Here is a 17,192-nt window from a genome sequence, read left to right on the forward strand (position 1 = left end):
GCCGCCCCGGCGCCAGCCAGGGCGTCCACCCCGCCCCGCAGACGCCACGGCACCAGGCCCCGCCGGCCGCGCCGCGCAGCCCCTCGGGCGGCTCGTCGGCCTCCAGCGGCGCGGGCAGCACGTCGAGCAGCACCGGCGGCGGCTCGTCCTCCGGCGGCTCGTCCGGCGGCAGCACGGGCGCGCTCGGCGGCCTCCTGGGCTGATCACCCCCGCCTGCCCGAACGGCCCCGCTCGCTCGAACGGCCCCGCACCCTTCCGGGTGCGGGGCCGTTCCGCAGTCCTACGCGCCGGCCAGCTCCTTGGCCGCCTCGGTCAGATCCTTCGCCGTGTCGATGGCCCGCCAGTACGCGCCGTGCGGCAGCGGATAGCCCGCGAGCCGCCGCTCGCGCGCCAGCCGGGGAAACGTCGTGCGCTCGTGGTCCCCGCGCTCCGGCAGCAGGTCCGTGAAGGCGGCGGAGAACACGTAGACGCCCGCATTGATCAGATACGGAGAGGGCGGGGACTCGATGAAGTCCAGCACGTGCCCGAACTCGTCGGTCTCGACGGCCCCCCAGGGGATCCGGGGCCGGGCCAGAGCCAGCGTGGCCGCCGCGTCACGCTCGTGGTGGAAGGCGGCCATCTCGCGCAGCGAGAAGCGGGTCCAGATGTCGCCGTTGGTGGCGTACCAGGGCCGGTCGGGGTGGGGCAGCGAGGCCGCCGCGAACTTCAGGCCGCCGCCCCGGCCGAGCGGCTCCTTCTCGACGACGGTGGTCACCCGCAGCGGCAGTTCGGCCGACACGAGCCAGTCCTGCAGGACTTCGGCCAGATGGCCGCACGAGACCACGGCGTCAGTGACGCCCTCGGCGGCCAGCCAGGCCAGTTGATGGCCGATGATCGGGGTCCCGGTGCCGGGGATCTCGACCATCGGCTTCGGTCGGTCGTCGGTGTACGGGCGCAGCCGCGACCCCTGGCCGCCGGCCAGGATCACGGCTTGGGTGGGGTACGGATACGCGTGCGTGCCGGTCATGCCCCGCACGATATGCGGTGCCGTCCGCGGGCGGACCGGTGGTGCCGCGGCAGCCGTGCCCCCCGGCGGCGGTCAGCGGGCCTGGACGCCGGAGGCGTACGAGGTGTCGCAGACGGGCCGGGCGTAACTCTGGGCCTGCTTGGGGCCGTACCTCGCGACCGCCGCGCGACCGATGCTGCGCGCGATCTCGACGCAGTGCCGGGCCAGCGAGGGGCGGCCGTTGACGGCCTGCTGCAGGTGAGTGAGGGCGACGCCCGGGTTCTTCTCCTGCATCTCGGTCAGCAGCTTGTCGCGCAGCACCTCATGCGGGGCGAGGCCCCGGGCCTGGGTGGAGGCGGTGTTGGACGACGCGGTGAGCACCTGCGAATCGGCAGGCGCGGCCCACGGGACGCGGGTCACCGCGAGGGTTCCCGAAAGGACGAGAACGACGGGGAGTACGAAGGCAAGGGTTCTGCCGATGTGGCGGGCGGCCTGGTTCATGCCGCAGATGGTAGCGAGGGGTAATGACGCCGCGACATCTAGTCACCCGGTCGAGGGATACGTCAGGGGGTGCGACGTGTCGCCGAGTTGACGCACGGCACTCGAAAAGGGCGGTCTGCCGGGGAAAACGGCAACCGGTGCTGCTTCGACCCGAAAAACACCCCGCCCCCGGCCTTTTGGTAGCACGGGGGCGGAGGTTTCGACCGGGCGGCGGGCCCGGCGCCGGCGTCAGTCGCTCAGGCGCTCGCCGGAGGAGGTCGAGAAGACGTGCAGCTCACCCGGGCGCGGGACGACGTGCAGGATGGAGCCCTTCTCGGGCACGTTACGGCCGTTGACGCGGACGACGAGGTCCTTCCGCTCGCCGCCGACCTCGGCCGTGCCGTACACGTATCCGTCGGCGCCGAGCTCCTCCACGACGTTGACGGTGACGGCGAGACCCGCCGGCGCGTCCTTCGACTCCTTGCCGAGCGACCTGGCCGCCTCGCCGTTCTGTTCGACCACGTCGAAGTGCTCCGGGCGAACACCCACCGTGACCGTACGGTCACCCTTGCCGGTGCCCGCGAGCGCCTCGCGCGACACCGGGACGACGCTGTTGCCGAACTTCACGCCGCCGTCCGTCACCGGCACCTCGACCAGGTTCATGGCCGGCGAGCCGATGAACCCGGCGACGAACAGGTTCGCCGGCCGGTCGTACATGTTCCGCGGCGTGTCGACCTGCTGCAGCAGCCCGTCCTTGAGGACGGCCACGCGGTCGCCCATCGTCATGGCCTCGACCTGGTCGTGCGTGACGTACACCGTGGTGATGCCGAGCCGGCGCTGCAGCCCGGCGATCTGCGTGCGCGTCTGCACGCGCAGCTTCGCGTCGAGGTTCGACAGCGGCTCGTCCATCAGGAACACCTGCGGCTCGCGCACGATCGCCCGCCCCATCGCCACGCGCTGCCGCTGACCGCCCGAGAGCGCCTTCGGCTTGCGCCCCAGGTACTCGGTGAGGTCCAGGATCTTCGCCGCGTCCTCCACCTTCTGGCGGATCTCCGACTTGGGCACGCCCGCGATCTTCAGTGCGAAGCCCATGTTGTCGGCGACGGTCATGTGCGGGTAGAGCGCGTAGTTCTGGAACACCATGGCGATGTCCCGGTCCTTCGGCGGCAGATGGGTGACGTCCCGGTCCCCGATCCTGATCGATCCGCCGTTGACGTCCTCCAGCCCCGCGAGCATCCGCAGCGAGGTGGACTTCCCGCACCCGGACGGGCCGACCAGGACGAGGAACTCACCGTCCTCGATGGCGATGTCGAGCTGATCGACGGCGGGCTTGTCGGCCCCCGGGTAGATCCGGGTGGCTTTGTCGTACGTGACCGTGGCCATGGTGATGCGGTCCCTTCACCGGCAGGAACGTGCCGGACGATCCGTTGTAGAGGGAGTGGTCCAGTCCATTTGGACCGGGTTGGGGGTGACGGTACCCGGGGGAGGGTCTTCTGTCACTGGCAGAGCACCTCTCTTTTGGCCGCTGCTCTGGTGAGAGCTTCCTGCCTCCGCCGTCCCGTGGACGGATTGCGCCCGCTGCCAGCAACAGGCAGGTCTCCCTGCCCGCAGGGGTCCCTCGAAGGGGACCACCGACTGGTCCTGCGCGGACTCCACAGGCTTTACGGCCGACGGCCCGTCGGTCCGTGCTGCATCGTTTGCCTATCCTGCCGCCGCGTATTCCGCGAAATCGGCAGCCCGGATCACTGAGGGCAGCGTCTTCCCCGTTGGCAGCGCCCTCACCACCAGCTCGTACAGCCGCAGCCCCTCCTCGCGGAGATTGATCGCCGCGTTCACGTCCCGATCACGCTCCGTGCCGCACAAGGCACAGGTCCATACCCGTACGGACAGCTCCTTCGGCCCGCTGAGGGTGTGGCAGGCGGAGCAACGCCGGGTGGACGGGAAGTGACGGTCCACGACGACGAGCGTGCGGCCGTACCACTCCGCCTTGTAGGTGAGCTGCCGCAGCAGTTCGCTCCACCCGGCATCCGAGATGGCTTCATTGAGCCGGGCCTTTCGACGGGCCTGCATACCGGGCCGATCACGCTTCATGCCCGCGATGTCCAGGTCCTCCACCACGAGCACTTGGTTCTCGCGCACGAGGCGGGTGGTGAGCTGGTCGAGCATGTCCTTGCGGATGTCGCTGATGCGCGCATACAGCCGGGCGATCGCGAGCCGGGCCTTGTTCCTGTTGCTGGAACCCCTCTTCTTGCGGTGCAACTGCCTTTGCAGCGTCGCCAGCCGCGCCCGGTAGCGGCGAAGGAGACGCGGATGGTCGGTCTTGGTGCCGTCGTCGAGCGTGACCAGGTGGGTGATGCCCAGATCCAGGCCAACGGCTTTTACGGCGGGTGTCACTGCCGGAGGCAAGGCGGCTATGCGCTCCTCCACCAGGACGAGGAGGAAGTAGCGCCCTGCCCGGTCCCGGGTCACTGTCACCTTGACCGGAAGCGCCCCGGCGGGCAGGGGGCGTGACCAGCGCAGGTCCAGCGGCTCGGCGTGCTTGGCGAGGTGGAACAGCCCGGTGCCGGGCCGTTCTGGGTCCTCGAACCACCGGAAACCCGTCCGTACGTAGGTCGCAGAGTCCTTCGCCTGCCCCTTCTTCTTCCGCTTCGGGCGACACGCCCCACCCCGGAAGAACCGCGAGAAGGCCTTGTCCAGATGCCGTAACGACTGCTGCAGAACCGCCGACGACACCTCCCGTAACCACGACGTCTCCTCGGCCCGCCGCCAGCCGGTCAGTGCCCGGCACGTCTCCGTGTAGCCGATCGAGACCCGGTGCTGCTCCCAGCTGCTGTTCCGTAGCTCAAGGCCCTGGTTGTAGACCCACCGGCACGCACCGAAGGTCTTGGCGAGCTGCTCGGCCTGGGCTGCGGTCGGGTAGAAGCGGTAACGGTACGTACGTTCGCGCGTCCCCGCTTCCTTCGTTCGGCCCTTCATCACCCCTCCCCTGCGCTGGCGATCGGACCAGCACACCAGTCTCAACGACTCCCATTCGAAAAGGTCACCGGCAACAAGCCTGTGGCTGGTGGAACGGGCCGCTGTGTAGAGTGGTGCCGCGTTCGTGGGCGGTGTCCGCGCACGTCAGGCCGCCTTAGCTCAGTTGGTAGAGCAACGCCCTTGTAATGCGTAGGTCGTCGGTTCGATTCCGACAGGCGGCTCAAGAAAGCGCAGCTCAGCGCACCAATGGCCCTCCGTGAAAGATCACGGAGGGCCATTGCTCTTTGCGTTCGCGTACGGCTAGCGCCTCAGCTGTGGATCTCCTCCTCCGCCGCGCGGTGGCGGCCCTGGCCCTGGGCCGGGAACGGTCCGGTCGCCGGTTCGGCCCGCGGAGCGTCCTGGTGGCCCGGCCACCAGGCCTTGTGGCCCAGGAGGGACGTGACCGTCGGGACGAGGAGCATGGCCATCACGAAGGCCGTGAGCAGTATGCCGAAGGCGACGGCGAAGCCCATCTGCTGGAGCATCGAGTTGTCGGCCAGCAGAAGGACGCCGAAGGTGCCGGCGAGGATGATCGCGGCGGAGGCGATGGTGGGGGCCGAGCGGGCGACGGCGGTGCGGACGGCCTCGCGGGCGGGGACGCCGCGCCGGACCTCCTCGCGCAGGCGGGCGACCATGAGGATGTTGTAGTCGGTGCCGATGGCGACGACGAAGAGGTAGACGATGACCGGCAGCATGAACAGCAGGCCGTTCTTGTGCTGGAGGTCCTGGAAGAGCCAGACGGTGGAGCCGAGCGTGGCGCCGAAGCCGAGGGCGACGGCGATCATCAGGTAGAGCGGGGCGACGAGGCTGCGGAGCAGCAGGCCCAGGATGACCATGATCGCGAGGCCGGCGATGGGGAACACGAGCTTGTAGTCGTGGTTGACGGCCTTCTCGACGTCGGCGAGGACGGCGGAGGTGCCGCCGACGTAGGCCTTGGCGCCGTCGGGCGCGGCCTTGTGGGCGCTGTCGCGGAGGGCGCCGCCCGCGAGCTCGATGGCCTTGTCCTCGGTGGGGCGGTACTTGAGGACGACGCTGTACTGGGCGACGGTGCCGTCGGGGCTGATGACCGGGTCGGAGACGCCGCCGACGCCGTCGATCCCGGCGAGCTCCTTCTTGTACGTGCCGAGGGCGCCCTTGTCGAGGGCCCCGCCGCGGGATTCGACGTAGACCATGGCGGGGTCGGACTGGCCGGCGGAGAAGCCGCGCTGCAGGTCCTTCATGGCCTGGACGGATTCCAGCTTCTGCGGCAGCTGGCTGTCGGTGTCGAACTGGGCCTTGAAGCTGAGGGCGCCGACGGCGAGGGCGGCCAGGACGGCGGCGGAGAGCGCGGCGATGGCGGCGGGGCGGCGGGCGACGAGCGAGCCGAGGCCGTTGGCGACGCGGTTGCGGGGGCGCTTCTTCCAGGCCTTGGAGGGCCAGAAGGCCTTGGTGCCGAGGAGGGAGAAGACGGCCGGCACGAGGGTGAGGGCGGCGACGAGGGTCACGCCGACGGCGATGGCGAGCGAGGGGCCCATCGCGCGCATCATGCCCATGGTGGAGAGCAGGAGGGCGAGGAAGGCGACGATGACGGCGCCGGCGGCGGAGGCGATGGTCTCGCCGACGCGGGCGACGGCGTTGGTGAGGGCCTCCTTGGGCTGCTGTCCGGCGCGCAGTTCTTCGCGGTAGCGGAAGAGGAGGAAGAGGATGTAGTCGGTGCCGACGCCGAAGAGGACGACGATGAGGATCGCGGAGATGGAGTTGTCGGCCTTGAGTCCGCCGAGGTGGGCGGCGGTGCCGATGAGTCCGAGGGCGACGGCGAAGACGAGGGCGATGATGAGGACGGGCATCAGCGCTATCAGCGGGCTGCGGAAGATGACCAGCAGCAGGATGATGATCAGGAGGAGCGTGGCCGACATGATCATCGCGTCGGTGTCGCCGGAGGATTCCTGGGCGTCGAGGTTGGTGGCGGCCTGGCCGGTGAAGCCGGCTTTGAGGTGGGTGCCGTCGAGGAGGCCCTTGGCGTCCTCGCGGAGGTCCTTGACGGCCTTGGGCAGGGTGCCGTCCTGGGAGTTCCTGTCGGTCGCGACGATGTTGGCGAGGGCGATCTCGCCGTTGGGGGAGACGGCCTGCGGGGTGGTCACGATGCGGGCGACGCCCTTGCGGTGCTTGTCGTCCAGGCCGCGGGTGACCTTGGCGACGTCGGCGCGGTCGGCGTCGGTGAGTTTTCCGCCGTCGGAGCGCTGGAAGACGACGATGGCGGAGGGTTGTTCGGTCTTGGGGAAGGCCTTTTCCTGGAGTTTGCCCGCCTGCACGGATTCATAATGTGAAGGAAGGAATTCCGTTTCATCGGTGGTGGACTTCAGCCCCGGTGCCAGCAGGACGAGGGCCACTGCGGCGACGATCCAGCCGGCGATGGTGAGCCATGGTCGGTGGACGGCGAACCGCCCGACTCGTCGGAACATGCTTGGGGTGCTCCTAGCTAGGTGATTCCCGCTGTCGCTTCAGGTGGATGGACGGCAGGCAGGCATGAACACGCTAGACAGGCCCGAATTGCCTCCACAACGGAATCGCCGGGAAATCGGCCCTGGGTCGGGGTAGCTCTCATCCGGCCGGATGAGGGAGTGTCACCCGAGAGGTAGAGAAACGCGGCGCCGGGCGCCTTCGTCAGGATTACGCTGCCCTCATGAGCGATGCCGCCGCCCCCGCCCCGAACCCGCCCGGTGGACCCGCGGGCGGGCCGGCCTATGCCGACCGCCTGCAGCGCGCCGCCGTCGAGGCCGCCGACGCCGGTCTGGCCGGTCTGATCGTCACACCGGGCCCCGACTTGGAGTGGCTCACGGGCTACCGCCCGCCGCCCACCGAGCGGTTGACCGTCCTGCTGATCGCGCCCGGGGAGCGGCCGCGGCTGCTGGTCCCCGCCCTGGAGCGGCCCGACGCCGAACGCGCCCCGGCGGCCCGGTCGTTGTCGGTCACCGGCTGGAGCGACGGCCAGGATCCGTACGCGGCGCTGGCCCCGCTGCTCGGGCCGAGGAGCCGCTACGGCGTTTCGGACAACGCCTGGGCGCTGCACCTGCTGGGCCTGCAACGGGCCTGCCCGGAGGTGGCGTACGGAGCGTTCTCCGAGGTCATGCCGATGCTGCGGGCGGTGAAGGACGCCTACGAGGTGGAGCGGCTCGCGGCCGCGGGCGCGGCGGCGGACGCCGCGTACGAGGACGTGTCGGGGTTGCAGTTCGAGGGGCGTCAGGAGCGGGAGGTGGCGGCCGACCTGGCGCGTCTGCTGCTTGAACACGGCCACAGCCGGGTGGATTTCACGATTGTCGGATCGGGTCCGAACGGTGCCAATCCGCATCACGAGGCGGGGGAGCGGGTCATCGAGCTGGGCGACATGGTCGTCATGGACTTCGGCGGCCTGAAGGACGGCTACGGCTCGGATACGACGCGCACGGTGCACGTGGGGACGCCGACGGCCGAGGAGCGCAAGGTGCACGACGTGGTGCGCGAGGCGCAGCAGGCGGCGTTCGAGGCGGTGCGGCCGGGTGTGGCGTGCCAGGAGGTCGACCGGGTGGCGCGGCAGGTGATCCGGGCGGCGGGCTTCGGGGAATACTTCATTCACCGTACGGGGCACGGTATCGGTGTGACGACGCACGAGCCGCCGTATCTGGTGGAGGGTGAACACCTGCCGCTGGTGCCGGGGATGTGTTTCTCGATCGAGCCGGGGATTTACCTTCCGGGGCGTTTCGGCGTGCGGATCGAGGACATCGTGGTGTGCACGGAGTCGGGTGGGCGGCGGTTGAACAATACGGCGCACGGGATGCGGGTGGTGGCCTAGCGGCCACCGGTTCCGCCTCGGTGGTTTACTCCTGATCCGGCTGCTTACAGCTGCAGGTACATGATGTGCAGGCCGGTGTACGTGCCGTCGGGGAGCTGGTAGGCCTCGGGCAGGGTGCCGATGATGCGGAATCCGAGGGATTTCCAGAGGGCTACGGCGCGGGTGTTGGTCTCGACGACGGCGTTGAACTGGATGGCGCGGTATCCCTGCTCGCGGGCCCAGGCGATGACGTGCTCGCCGAGGGCCCGGCCGATGCCGAGGCCGGCGGCCTCGGGGCGGACCATGAAGCTCGCACCGGCGATGTGGGAGGCGGGGCCCATGTGGTTCGGGTTCATCTTGGCGGTGGCCAGGACGGTGCCCTCTTCGTCGGTGGCGACGACCGTGCGGCCGGGGGCGTCGAGCATCCACATGGCGCGGCCGGTGTCCTCGTCGAGGTCGCGCGGGAAGGTGTAGGTGAGGCCCGCGGCGGCGGTGTCGCGGACGAGGGGCCAGACGGCGGGCCAGTCGGTGTCGCGGGCGTCCCTGATCTCGATCTTCATGGGGCTCAGGATGGGGTCGGGGGCGGGGCGTGGCCAGCGATTTTTACGGCGGGAGGCGGCAGGCGGCAGGCAGGGGTGCGACGGTCACGGGGGGCCGTCCTCCGGCTCGTGGGCGCGCATGTGGTGCCGCTCCTCGGCCTCGGCGGCCTCCGCTCCGGGCGTGCCTGCTCCGGGCGTGCCCGCTTCGATGTCCCCGAGCGGGCTCGCGTGCTCGGGCGGTCCGGCCGTGACCAGGATGCCGCCGACGAGTCCGGCGAGGAGCATGATGCCCGAGCCCCAGGCGATCGCGACGTGGAAGCCGTGGACGACGCCGGTCTTGACGACCGTGTCGCGGGCGGCGGGGGTCAGGGCGCCACCGGTCGCGGCTGCGGTGGCGGCGGCGGTCTTGAGGTGCGCGGTGATGAAGGCGGCGCTGGTGGACGTGGCGATGGTGTTGAGGAGGGCGGTGCCGATGGAGCCGCCCACCTGCTGCGCGGTGTTGACCGTGGCGGAGGTGACGCCGGCGTCCTGCGGGGCGACGCCTGCGGTGGCGGTGGCCATGACGGGCATGAAGATCAGGCCCATGCCGAGGCCGACGAGGAGCTCGGCGGGCAGGACGTGGCTGGCGTAGGCGGGCTCGACGGGCAGGAAGGTGAGCAGGAACAGCCCGCCGGCGGCGAGGACGGCGCCGGGCACCATGAGCGCCCGCGGGGGCACGTGGTTCAGCAGGCGGGCGGAGATCTGGGTGGAGCCGACGACGATGGCCGCGGTCATGGGGAGGAACGCGAGGCCGGTCTTCACGGGGGAGTAGCCGAGGACGACCTGCAGGTAGTAGGTCATGAACAGGAACATGCCGAACATGGCGATGACGGCCAGGCCCATCGTCAGGAACGCCCCGCTGCGGTTGCGGTCGCGGACGATCTGCAGGGGGAGCAGCGGGCTCGGCGCGCGGCCCTGCCACCAGGCGAAGGCGGCCAGGAGCGCCACGCCGCCGCACAGCAGGCCGAGGACGAGGGGGTCGCTCCAGCCGCGCGGTTCGGCCTCGCTGCAGGCGTAGACGATTGCGACGAGGCCGCCGCAGCCGAGGAGGACGCCGCGGATGTCGAGGCGGGGGCGTTCGCCGCGGCGGCGCCGGTCGTCGTGGAGGAAGGCTCCGGCGCCGAGCAGGGCGGCCAGGGCGATGGGCACGTTCACGTAGAGGCACCAGCGCCAGTCGAGGTACTCGGTGAGCAGGCCGCCCGCGATCAGTCCGATCGCGGCGCCGCCGCCCGCGATGGCGCCGTAGATGCCGAAGGCCTTCGCGCGTTCCTTGCCGACGGTGAAGGTGGTGGTCAGCAGGGAGAGCGCGGAGGGGGCCAGGAGTGCGGCGAAGGCGCCTTGCAGGGCGCGGGCCATGAACAGCAGGCCGGAGGTGTGGGCGGCGCCGCCGAGCGCGGAGGCGGCGGCGAAGCCGACGAGGCCGGTCATGAAGGTGCGTTTGCGGCCGGCCAGGTCGGCGATCCTGCCGCCGAGCAGCAGCAGGCCGCCGAAGGCCAGGGTGTAGGCGGTGATGACCCACTGCCGGTTGCCGTCCGACATGTGGAGGGCGCGCTGTGCGGACGGCAGGGCGATGTTCACGATGGTGGCGTCGAGGACGACCATCAGCTGGGCGATCGCGATGACGACCAGGGCCCACCAGCGGCGGGGGTCGGGTGCGGAAGGGGATATCGGTATGGAGCCTGTGTCCGAGGAACCCGTGGAACCCGTTGAACTCATGGGACCTGCTCTCACGGCCGTACGTGCGGAGATCCGCACTCCAGAGTAGGCCGATCGGGTGAGGGACGCCTGTCGAACGCGGGGCTCCTTTTACGGGACGGGTGCTACGGGGTTATGGGACGGGCTCGGCGGGACGGTTACGGGATGAGCACCACCTTGCCGACGGTCTTCCGGGTTTCGAGGGCCCGGTGGGCTTCGGCGGCCTCGGCGAGCGGGAAGCGGGTGACCAGCGGGGTGACGCGGCCCGCGGCGGCGTCGGCGAGGGCCGCGGCCTCCAGGCGGCGCATTCCTTCGGGGCCGCCGACGCGCTCCATCATGGGGGCGCCGAGGACGTTGCGGGAGGTGATGCCGCGCTCGGCGAGCTCCTCCTCGCTGAGGGTGAACGACGGGCCCTCGGTCACGCCGTCGGCGGACCAGCCGAAGACCAGGTGGCTGCCGCCGGGGCCGAGCAGGCCGACGGCGTTGCGGGCGGCCTCGCCGCCGACTCCGTCGAAGACGACGGTGGCGGCCCGTCCGCCGAGGGCCTCGCGGGCGGCGTCCGGCCAGGCGGGGTCGTTGTAGTCGAGGGCGACGTCGGCGCCCAGGGCGCGCACGCGTGCGGCCTTGACGGGGCCGCCGGCGAGGCCGAGGACGGTGGCGCCCGCGTTCTTGGCGTACTGCACGAGGAGCGCGCCGATGCCGCCGGCGGCGGAGGTCACCACGACGACGTCCTTGCTGCTCAGCTCGGTGAAGCTGAGGATGGCGAGCGTGGTGCGGCCGGTGCCGACCATGGCGATGGCCTCGGCCTCGCCGAGCCCGTCGGGCAGCTCGTGGACCTTCTCGGCGGCGGTGACGGCGAGCTCGGCGTAGCCGCCGGGGACCATGCCGAGGTGGGCGACGACGCGCCGGCCGAGCCGGCTCGGGTCGACTCCTTCGCCGAGGGCGTCGACCGTGCCGGCGACCTCGCGGCCGGGGATGGTGGGCAGCTCGGCGGCGGTGTGGATCGCGCTGCTGTAGCCGGAGCGCAGGGCGGTGTCGAGGAGGTGCACGCCGGCGGCGGCGACGGCTATCCGGACCTGGCCGGGGCCGGGGACGGGGTCTTCGACGTGCTCGTGGACGAGGTTCTCGGCGGGGCCGAAGGCGTGCAGTCGTACGGCGTGCATGGGTGGTCTCCAGGGCGTTCTGCGGGGCGCGTGTCGCGCTGTTGATGCCCTTGAGTCTTCAACCTCGACCAAGATCGAGGTCAAGCGCCGTTGTCAGTGCCCTGTGTCACCGTGGACGGCATGACGACTCACGGCGGGAAGACCGCTCGCGGCGGGAAGCGGACGGGTGCGGCGTTCCCGGAGGTGAAGGTCCCGGAGGTGCGGCTGCCCCCGCTGCGGCCCCACGACGGCGCGGAGCTGGAGCCCGAGGGCGACTACGACGGCCTCGCGTTCACGGACGCCGGCTTCGCTGGGCAGTCGGGCATAGGGGCCCGCTTCCTGGACTGCGGGCTGTACCGCTGCGCGCTGGACGAGACGGAGCTGGTGGCGGCCCGGTTCACGGACTGCGTGCTGGACGGGGTCCGCGGCGTGGGCACCGACCTGTCGAAGGCCGGCCTGCGGGACGTGGAGATCCTTGACGCCCGGCTCGGCGGCACGCAGCTGCACGGCGCGGCGCTGGAGCGGGTCGTCGTCCGCGGCGGCAAGATCGACTATCTGAACCTGCGCGGGGCGGCGCTGAAGGACGTCACCTTCGAGGGAGTCGTCCTCTCCGAGGCCGACTTCGGCGGGGCGCGGCTGGAGCGCGTCGTCTTCCGCGACTGCACGCTGCGCCGCGCGGACTTCACGGGGGCCCGGATGACGGACGTGGACCTGAGGACGGTGGCGCAGCTCGACATCGCCCGCGGCGTCGGTCACCTGGCGGGCGCGGTGATCAGCCCGTCCCAACTCCTGGATCTCGCTCCGGCGTTCGCCGCGCAGATAGGTGTGCGGGTGGAGAGTTCGCCTGTGGAGGGGTGAAGTCCCCGGGCGTGCCGCGAATGGCGGGAAACAGCTGTTGCCTCCATCAAGCGGAGGTTGGGATTCTGGCAGAACGTCGTGGTGCCGGGCACCCATGAACCGGCCTTCGCCGGGTGTGCCGAGCCCCCTGTCACCCCCCCATGTCGACCCCCCTCTCAATCCCTGCCGAACCCCGGACATCACCGAGAAGGAGATCCCGTGAGTGTGCTCACGCGAGCTCTGGACACTCCGGAGCTTCGTGAACTGCTGGACCGTCTGTCGGAAAAAGCCGCCGCCGACTACTACAACCCCTACCGGACCTTCGACTGGCCCGCATCCCTGCCGACCGACCGCCTGTGGATGTCGCCGGACCTGCTCTCCGTCCACGGCACGCCGTACGAGGCCTCCCTTTCCGAGGAGCAGTTGTACGCGCTGAGCCGGTGGGAGAGCGTCAACTTCTACAGCCTCAACGTCCATGGGATCCGCGAGCTGCTGATCGAGGTCACCCGCCGTATCCACCGCCCGGGTTTCGGGCCGACCTCGGAGTTCTTCCACCACTTCATCGGTGAGGAGAACGAGCACATGTGGTTCTTCGCCCGTTTCTGCCTCCGCTACGGCGGGAAGATCTACCCCGACCGGAGCCTGACCCTGGGACAGGAGACCGGGGGCGGCGGCAGCGATCCCGCGGTGGCGGATTTCCTGGTGTTCGCGCGGATCCTCATCTTCGAGCAGATCGTCGACTACTACAACATGCGGATGGCCGCGGACGAGAGCCTCGCGCCGACCATCCGCGCGGTGAACCGCGTCCATCACCAGGACGAGTCCCGGCACATCGCCTGCGGCAGCAGGATCGTGGAGCTGCTGTGGCGCGCGCTGGAGGAATCGGACAAGACCGCCGAGCAGCTGGACGAGCTGCGGGCGTATCTCAAGCGGTACACCGAAACCAGCATCGAGAACTTCTACAACCCCTCCTGCTACCGCGACGCGAATATTCCCGACGGCTTCGCGCTGCGTCAGCGGCTGCTCGCCGACCCCGCCCGGCAGGAGGCGCACCGGCGGGTCCTGAGCAGGACGAACTCCTTTCTCCGGCGCACCGGCATCCTCGCCGGTCACTGACCCCTGCTGGAAAGGCGGGCGCCGGAAAGGTGCGGGCGCCGGAACGCGCGCTCGCACCGGAATGCGCATACGCATGCGGACCCGCGCTCGCACCGGAATGCGCGTACGCATGGGCACCCTGCGCTCGCATCACCACCTCTGGCCGAGGAGGACATGCCTGTGACCACGAAGGCCGGCGCGCCCTGGGTCGTCAAGGACGGTCTGGCGACCCTGGGGAATGAGGCCACCGCACTGCTGCACACCCTCGACGCCGTCTTCGCCTCCTGGGGCGTACGGGACGGAGCCGAGGCCATGGACTTCCCGCCGCTGCTGGCGGCGGCCGACCTCAGCAGGTTCGACTACTTCCGCAACTTCCCCCACCTGGTCTCCGTCGTGGGCCGCCTCGACTCCGAGCGCTGGGCCGCCTACGCGGAGCAGCCCGAAGTGACGGCGGTACGGCCGGGCGACCTCACCGGCACCGGCTATGCCCTGCCGTCCGCGGCCTGTTACGGCGCCTATCTGCATCTGTCCGGCGAGGAGCTGGCGGCCCCGCTGCGGGTCACCACGGCGGCGACCTGCCACCGGGCCGAGGAGGAGTACCACGGCCTGCGACGGCTCGGCGCGTTCCGCATGCGCGAAGTGATCTGCATCGGGGGTGCGGAGGACGTCCGCGGCCATCTCGCGGCCTTCCGGCGGCGGATCCACGACTTTTCCCGGCGCCTCGGCCTCGGGCTCGCACGGGAACGGGCGTCCGACCCGTTCTTCCGCCGGCAGGACGCGCGGCTGCTCTTCCAGGAGCTGGAGCCGGTGAAGGAGGAGTTCTCGTACCACGACGGCACGGCCGTGGCCTCGACGAACCGTCACCTCAACTTCTTCGGGGAACGCTGCGGCATCACCTTCGACGGCAGGCCGGCGTTCACCGGCTGCGCCGCGTTCGGGCTGGAACGCTGGCTGCACGTGCTCGCCGACCTCCACGCGGGCGATCTGGCCCGGGCCCGCAGGGCTGTCGAGGAGGCGGCCGCCGCGATGGCCGACGTGGATGTCGCCGCGATGGACGACGCGGGTGCCGCCGCGATGGACGATGCGGATGCCGCCGTCCCGAGCACCCGCGCCGCGGAGGGCCGGGAATGAGCGCGCGGCTCTGTGACGCCCTCGGCATCGATGTCCCGCTGCTGCAGGCGGGCATGGGCGGTGTGGCGGGGCCCGAGCTGGCGGGAGCCGTGTCGGAAGCCGGGGCAGGAGGCTGTCTGGCGCTGTACAAGGAACGGCCCGAGCACATCCCGGCGCTCGTCGAAGCCGTACGGCGGCGCACCGGCAGGGCGTTCGGCATCAACATCATTCCGGAGGTCGTCGGCGACGCCCGGGCCGAGGAGCAGCTCAGTGCCGCCCTCGGTGCCCTGCCGGACCACGCTTTCCTCACCTTCTTCGGCCTTCCCGGGCCGCGCTGCACGGCACTGCTGCGACGCGTGCGACGCGTGCGGCGCACCGCGGGCCGCGCGGTGGTCGTGCAGGTGGGCAGCGTGGCCGACGCCGGCCGGGCGGCCGATCAGGGCGCCGACGTCGTCGTCCTGCAGAACAGAAGGGCGGGAGGCCACCTGCTCGGTGACCGGGAGGCGGACGACCTGCTGGAGGGGGTCCGCCACGCCCGCCCGGGCCTTCCGCTCGTCACGGCGGGCGGCATCGGCGACGGGCGGGACCTCGCCGCGGCCGGGCGGCGGGGCGCCGACGGGGCCCTGTGCGGCACGCTGTTCGTGCCGGCCGCCGAGTCCGACGCGCACCCGGTGTTCAAGGAACGGGTGCTGCGCGCCTGCTCCGCCGAGACCGTCGTCACCGGTCTCTACCGCGTCGGGTGGCCCGGCCGGCGCCACCGCGTGCTGCGCACTTCCGTGACCGAGGCGGGTCCCGGCCTGCCGGAGGCCTTCATCTCCACGACGGAACACCATGGCCGCCGCCACCCCGTACCGCGCTACAGCGCCGCCACTCCCACGCGGCACTGCACCGGGCGCGTCGAGGAGATGGCCATGTACTGCGGGGAGTCCGTGGACCGCGTGCGCAGCGGTGCCACGGCGGCGTCCATCGTCGCGGAATTCCGCCGCCGGTACGACCAGTACGACCAGTACGACGGCCGCGATGAACGCGACGAACGTAAGCCGTACGACCAGCCCCGACCGTAAGGACCGCGAAGGGAGCCCGGATGGATTTCGGTGCCGCTCACGTCACCCAGATGGCCCTGGGCGCCTGGCAGGCGCAGGTGCTCTACACCCTGTCCGAACTCGACGTCTTCGAACTCCTCAGTGAGAAACCGCTGTCCGCGCAGGAGGTGGCCAGGCGCACCGGCGCCCACCCGCTCGCCGCCGAGGGACTGCTGAACGCCGGTGTCGCCCTCAAGCTCCTCACCAGGGACGGGGACGCGTACGCCGACACGGATCTCGCCCTGCGGCTGCTGTGCGAGGACTCCCCGGAGAGCCTGGCCCGCTGGGTGCGCGTCATGGGCCGCTGGTCCCGGCCCTGGAACGGCCTCACCGAGGTCGTCCGCACCGGGCGGCCGGCCGAAGAGCGCGAGGCCCGGCTGTGGCAGGACCCGCGCTACACGGCCGACTTCGTGCTCGGCATGCACGAGTACGCCCGCAGGATCGCGGACGAGGTGGCGGACCACGCCGACCTGCCTCCGGGGGCGCGGGTCACCGACGTCGGCGGCGGTGCCGGCACGTACGCCATCGCCCTGTGCCGCCGTCATCCGGACGTCTCCGTGCGGATCCTGGAGCTGGCGAGCGTCCTCCCGCTCGCCGAGCGCACCGTCGCCGAGGCGGGGCTGGCCGACCGGATCGACGTGACCGCCGGCGACTATCTGACCGATCCCTTCGGCACGGACGTCTCCGCCGTCGTGCTGTCCAACATCCTGCACCAGGAGAGCCGCGAGGCGGGCGAGTCCATCGTCCGGCGCGCGCACCGGGCCCTGCGCCCGGGCGGCAAGCTCGTCGTGAACGGCTACTTCCTCGACGAGTCCCGCACCCGGCCGCTGTTCACCACGCTGCACAACCTGTCCGCGTTCACCCTGTGGGGCGGAGGGCGCAGTTACACCGTCGGCGAGGCCGCCGCGCTGCTGCGGAGCGCGGGCTTCACCGAACCCGTCGTTCACCAGGTGGCCCAGGGGGCGTCGACGGTGCTCGTCGCGGAGAAGGCGGAGGGCCCGGAAGACCAACACCCCGCTGACCGAAGGGAGTAGAGTGCATGGCACACCCAATGGACTCCATCCGTGCGTGGCTCGCCGAGAAGAACCCCGGCGTGGGCGAGATCCCGCCCGACGCCGATCTGATCGAGAACCGGCTGATCGACTCTCTCGGCTTCATGGAGTTCATCATGCTCCTCGAATCCGTGACCGGACGGGACCTCGCGGTGGAGACGATGGAGCTGAGCCAGTTCCGCACGCTCGCAGCGATCGAGAAGAACTTCCTGCCGGGCACGCCGGACGGGCCGGACGCGTCCTGACCGTGCCGGTGCCGGTGCCGGTGCCGGTGCCGGTGCCAACGCCAGTGCCCGTGCCCGACCCCGGACCTGCGGGTCCGCGAGGAGCCGCC

The 17,192-nt window shown here is 71.0% G+C and carries 16 protein-coding genes and 1 tRNA gene; 9 read left to right on the forward strand and 8 right to left on the reverse strand.

What is annotated here, in order from left to right; all coding sequences use genetic code 11:
• Nucleotides 1–203, forward strand: a 203-nt coding sequence (locus tag B7P34_RS36845; RefSeq protein ID WP_223268081.1) for a hypothetical protein, incomplete at its 5' end; no start/stop codon positions are given.
• A 77-nt stretch (nucleotides 204–280) separates the two neighbouring features.
• Here the strand turns inward: B7P34_RS36845 and B7P34_RS21580 are convergent.
• The 4 genes from B7P34_RS21580 to B7P34_RS21595 form a co-directional block, all read right to left on the reverse strand.
• On the reverse strand, nucleotides 281–1,006 hold the full coding sequence (locus B7P34_RS21580) for a nucleotidyltransferase family protein (RefSeq protein WP_030367191.1): 726 nt from the start codon (nucleotides 1,004–1,006) through the stop codon (nucleotides 281–283).
• A gap of 72 nt (nucleotides 1,007–1,078) precedes the next feature.
• Nucleotides 1,079–1,486, reverse strand: coding sequence for a hypothetical protein (locus B7P34_RS21585; RefSeq protein ID WP_106678877.1), 408 nt, complete (start codon nucleotides 1,484–1,486; stop codon nucleotides 1,079–1,081).
• Between the two features lie 228 nt (nucleotides 1,487–1,714).
• A complete protein-coding gene (locus tag B7P34_RS21590; RefSeq protein WP_106678879.1) occupies nucleotides 1,715–2,848 on the reverse strand; it encodes an ABC transporter ATP-binding protein in 1,134 nt (377 codons plus the stop codon).
• 318 nt (nucleotides 2,849–3,166) lie between these two features.
• Complete coding sequence (locus B7P34_RS21595) at nucleotides 3,167–4,441, reverse strand: RNA-guided endonuclease InsQ/TnpB family protein (RefSeq protein ID WP_106678881.1); 1,275 nt, start codon at nucleotides 4,439–4,441, stop codon at nucleotides 3,167–3,169.
• Nucleotides 4,442–4,589: 148 nt separating this feature from the next.
• On the opposite strand from B7P34_RS21595, the gene B7P34_RS21600 reads away from it, so the two are divergent.
• A tRNA-Thr gene (locus B7P34_RS21600) sits at nucleotides 4,590–4,662 on the forward strand.
• A gap of 87 nt (nucleotides 4,663–4,749) precedes the next feature.
• Here the strand turns inward: B7P34_RS21600 and B7P34_RS21605 are convergent.
• A complete protein-coding gene (locus B7P34_RS21605) occupies nucleotides 4,750–6,921 on the reverse strand; it encodes an MMPL family transporter (protein ID WP_106678883.1) in 2,172 nt (723 codons plus the stop codon).
• A gap of 221 nt (nucleotides 6,922–7,142) precedes the next feature.
• On the opposite strand from B7P34_RS21605, the gene B7P34_RS21610 reads away from it, so the two are divergent.
• On the forward strand, nucleotides 7,143–8,288 hold the full coding sequence (locus tag B7P34_RS21610; protein ID WP_106678885.1) for an aminopeptidase P family protein: 1,146 nt from the start codon (nucleotides 7,143–7,145) through the stop codon (nucleotides 8,286–8,288).
• Between the two features lie 44 nt (nucleotides 8,289–8,332).
• On the opposite strand, the gene B7P34_RS21615 is transcribed toward B7P34_RS21610, so the two are convergent.
• The 3 genes from B7P34_RS21615 to B7P34_RS21625 form a co-directional block, all read right to left on the reverse strand.
• Entirely contained in the window at nucleotides 8,333–8,827 is a 495-nt protein-coding gene (locus tag B7P34_RS21615; RefSeq protein WP_106678887.1) for a GNAT family N-acetyltransferase, read from the reverse strand.
• An 84-nt stretch (nucleotides 8,828–8,911) separates the two neighbouring features.
• The gene (locus tag B7P34_RS21620) at nucleotides 8,912–10,561 is read right to left on the reverse strand and encodes an MFS transporter (RefSeq protein ID WP_106678889.1); all 1,650 of its coding nucleotides are present in this window, start codon (nucleotides 10,559–10,561) and stop codon (nucleotides 8,912–8,914) included.
• Between the two features lie 137 nt (nucleotides 10,562–10,698).
• Nucleotides 10,699–11,703: a zinc-binding dehydrogenase gene (locus tag B7P34_RS21625; RefSeq protein WP_106678891.1), complete on the reverse strand. Its 1,005-nt coding sequence runs from the start codon at nucleotides 11,701–11,703 to the stop codon at nucleotides 10,699–10,701.
• A gap of 120 nt (nucleotides 11,704–11,823) precedes the next feature.
• On the opposite strand from B7P34_RS21625, the gene B7P34_RS21630 reads away from it, so the two are divergent.
• From B7P34_RS21630 to B7P34_RS21655, 6 genes are all read left to right on the forward strand, one after another.
• Nucleotides 11,824–12,540: a pentapeptide repeat-containing protein gene (locus B7P34_RS21630; RefSeq protein WP_106678933.1), complete on the forward strand. Its 717-nt coding sequence runs from the start codon at nucleotides 11,824–11,826 to the stop codon at nucleotides 12,538–12,540.
• A gap of 198 nt (nucleotides 12,541–12,738) precedes the next feature.
• Nucleotides 12,739–13,635, forward strand: coding sequence for a diiron oxygenase (locus tag B7P34_RS21635; RefSeq protein ID WP_223268082.1), 897 nt, complete (start codon nucleotides 12,739–12,741; stop codon nucleotides 13,633–13,635).
• A 159-nt stretch (nucleotides 13,636–13,794) separates the two neighbouring features.
• Nucleotides 13,795–14,745, forward strand: coding sequence for a hypothetical protein (locus tag B7P34_RS21640; RefSeq protein WP_106678895.1), 951 nt, complete (start codon nucleotides 13,795–13,797; stop codon nucleotides 14,743–14,745).
• The gene (locus tag B7P34_RS21645) at nucleotides 14,742–15,788 is read left to right on the forward strand and encodes an NAD(P)H-dependent flavin oxidoreductase (RefSeq protein ID WP_106678897.1); all 1,047 of its coding nucleotides are present in this window, start codon (nucleotides 14,742–14,744) and stop codon (nucleotides 15,786–15,788) included. Before B7P34_RS21640 ends, B7P34_RS21645 begins: the two co-directional genes overlap by 4 nt.
• Nucleotides 15,789–15,808: 20 nt before the next feature.
• Nucleotides 15,809–16,840, forward strand: coding sequence for a methyltransferase (locus B7P34_RS21650; RefSeq protein ID WP_106678899.1), 1,032 nt, complete (start codon nucleotides 15,809–15,811; stop codon nucleotides 16,838–16,840).
• 5 nt (nucleotides 16,841–16,845) lie between these two features.
• On the forward strand, nucleotides 16,846–17,103 hold the full coding sequence (locus B7P34_RS21655; RefSeq protein ID WP_223268083.1) for an acyl carrier protein: 258 nt from the start codon (nucleotides 16,846–16,848) through the stop codon (nucleotides 17,101–17,103).
• Nucleotides 17,104–17,192: the final 89 nt, after the last annotated feature.

The sequence above is a fragment of the Streptosporangium nondiastaticum genome, from assembly GCF_003011965.1.
GTDB lineage: Bacteria > Actinomycetota > Actinomycetes > Streptomycetales > Streptomycetaceae > Streptomyces > Streptomyces nondiastaticus.

What these genes read in the sequence shown, in the direction of transcription:
- B7P34_RS21580 (WP_030367191.1), bottom strand. Translation starts at nt 1,006, where the DNA reads ATGACCGGCACGCACGCGTATCCGTACCCCACCCAAGCCGTGATCCTG.
- B7P34_RS21585 (WP_106678877.1), bottom strand. Translation starts at nt 1,486, where the DNA reads ATGAACCAGGCCGCCCGCCACATCGGCAGAACCCTTGCCTTCGTACTC.
- B7P34_RS21590 (WP_106678879.1), bottom strand. Translation starts at nt 2,848, where the DNA reads ATGGCCACGGTCACGTACGACAAAGCCACCCGGATCTACCCGGGGGCC.
- B7P34_RS21595 (WP_106678881.1), bottom strand. Translation starts at nt 4,441, where the DNA reads ATGAAGGGCCGAACGAAGGAAGCGGGGACGCGCGAACGTACGTACCGT.
- B7P34_RS21605 (WP_106678883.1), bottom strand. Translation starts at nt 6,921, where the DNA reads ATGTTCCGACGAGTCGGGCGGTTCGCCGTCCACCGACCATGGCTCACC.
- B7P34_RS21610 (WP_106678885.1), top strand. Translation starts at nt 7,143, where the DNA reads ATGAGCGATGCCGCCGCCCCCGCCCCGAACCCGCCCGGTGGACCCGCG.
- B7P34_RS21615 (WP_106678887.1), bottom strand. Translation starts at nt 8,827, where the DNA reads ATGAAGATCGAGATCAGGGACGCCCGCGACACCGACTGGCCCGCCGTC.
- B7P34_RS21620 (WP_106678889.1), bottom strand. Translation starts at nt 10,561, where the DNA reads ATGAGTTCAACGGGTTCCACGGGTTCCTCGGACACAGGCTCCATACCG.
- B7P34_RS21625 (WP_106678891.1), bottom strand. Translation starts at nt 11,703, where the DNA reads ATGCACGCCGTACGACTGCACGCCTTCGGCCCCGCCGAGAACCTCGTC.
- B7P34_RS21630 (WP_106678933.1), top strand. Translation starts at nt 11,824, where the DNA reads ATGACGACTCACGGCGGGAAGACCGCTCGCGGCGGGAAGCGGACGGGT.
- B7P34_RS21645 (WP_106678897.1), top strand. Translation starts at nt 14,742, where the DNA reads ATGAGCGCGCGGCTCTGTGACGCCCTCGGCATCGATGTCCCGCTGCTG.
- B7P34_RS21650 (WP_106678899.1), top strand. Translation starts at nt 15,809, where the DNA reads ATGGATTTCGGTGCCGCTCACGTCACCCAGATGGCCCTGGGCGCCTGG.
- B7P34_RS21655 (WP_223268083.1), top strand. Translation starts at nt 16,846, where the DNA reads ATGGCACACCCAATGGACTCCATCCGTGCGTGGCTCGCCGAGAAGAAC.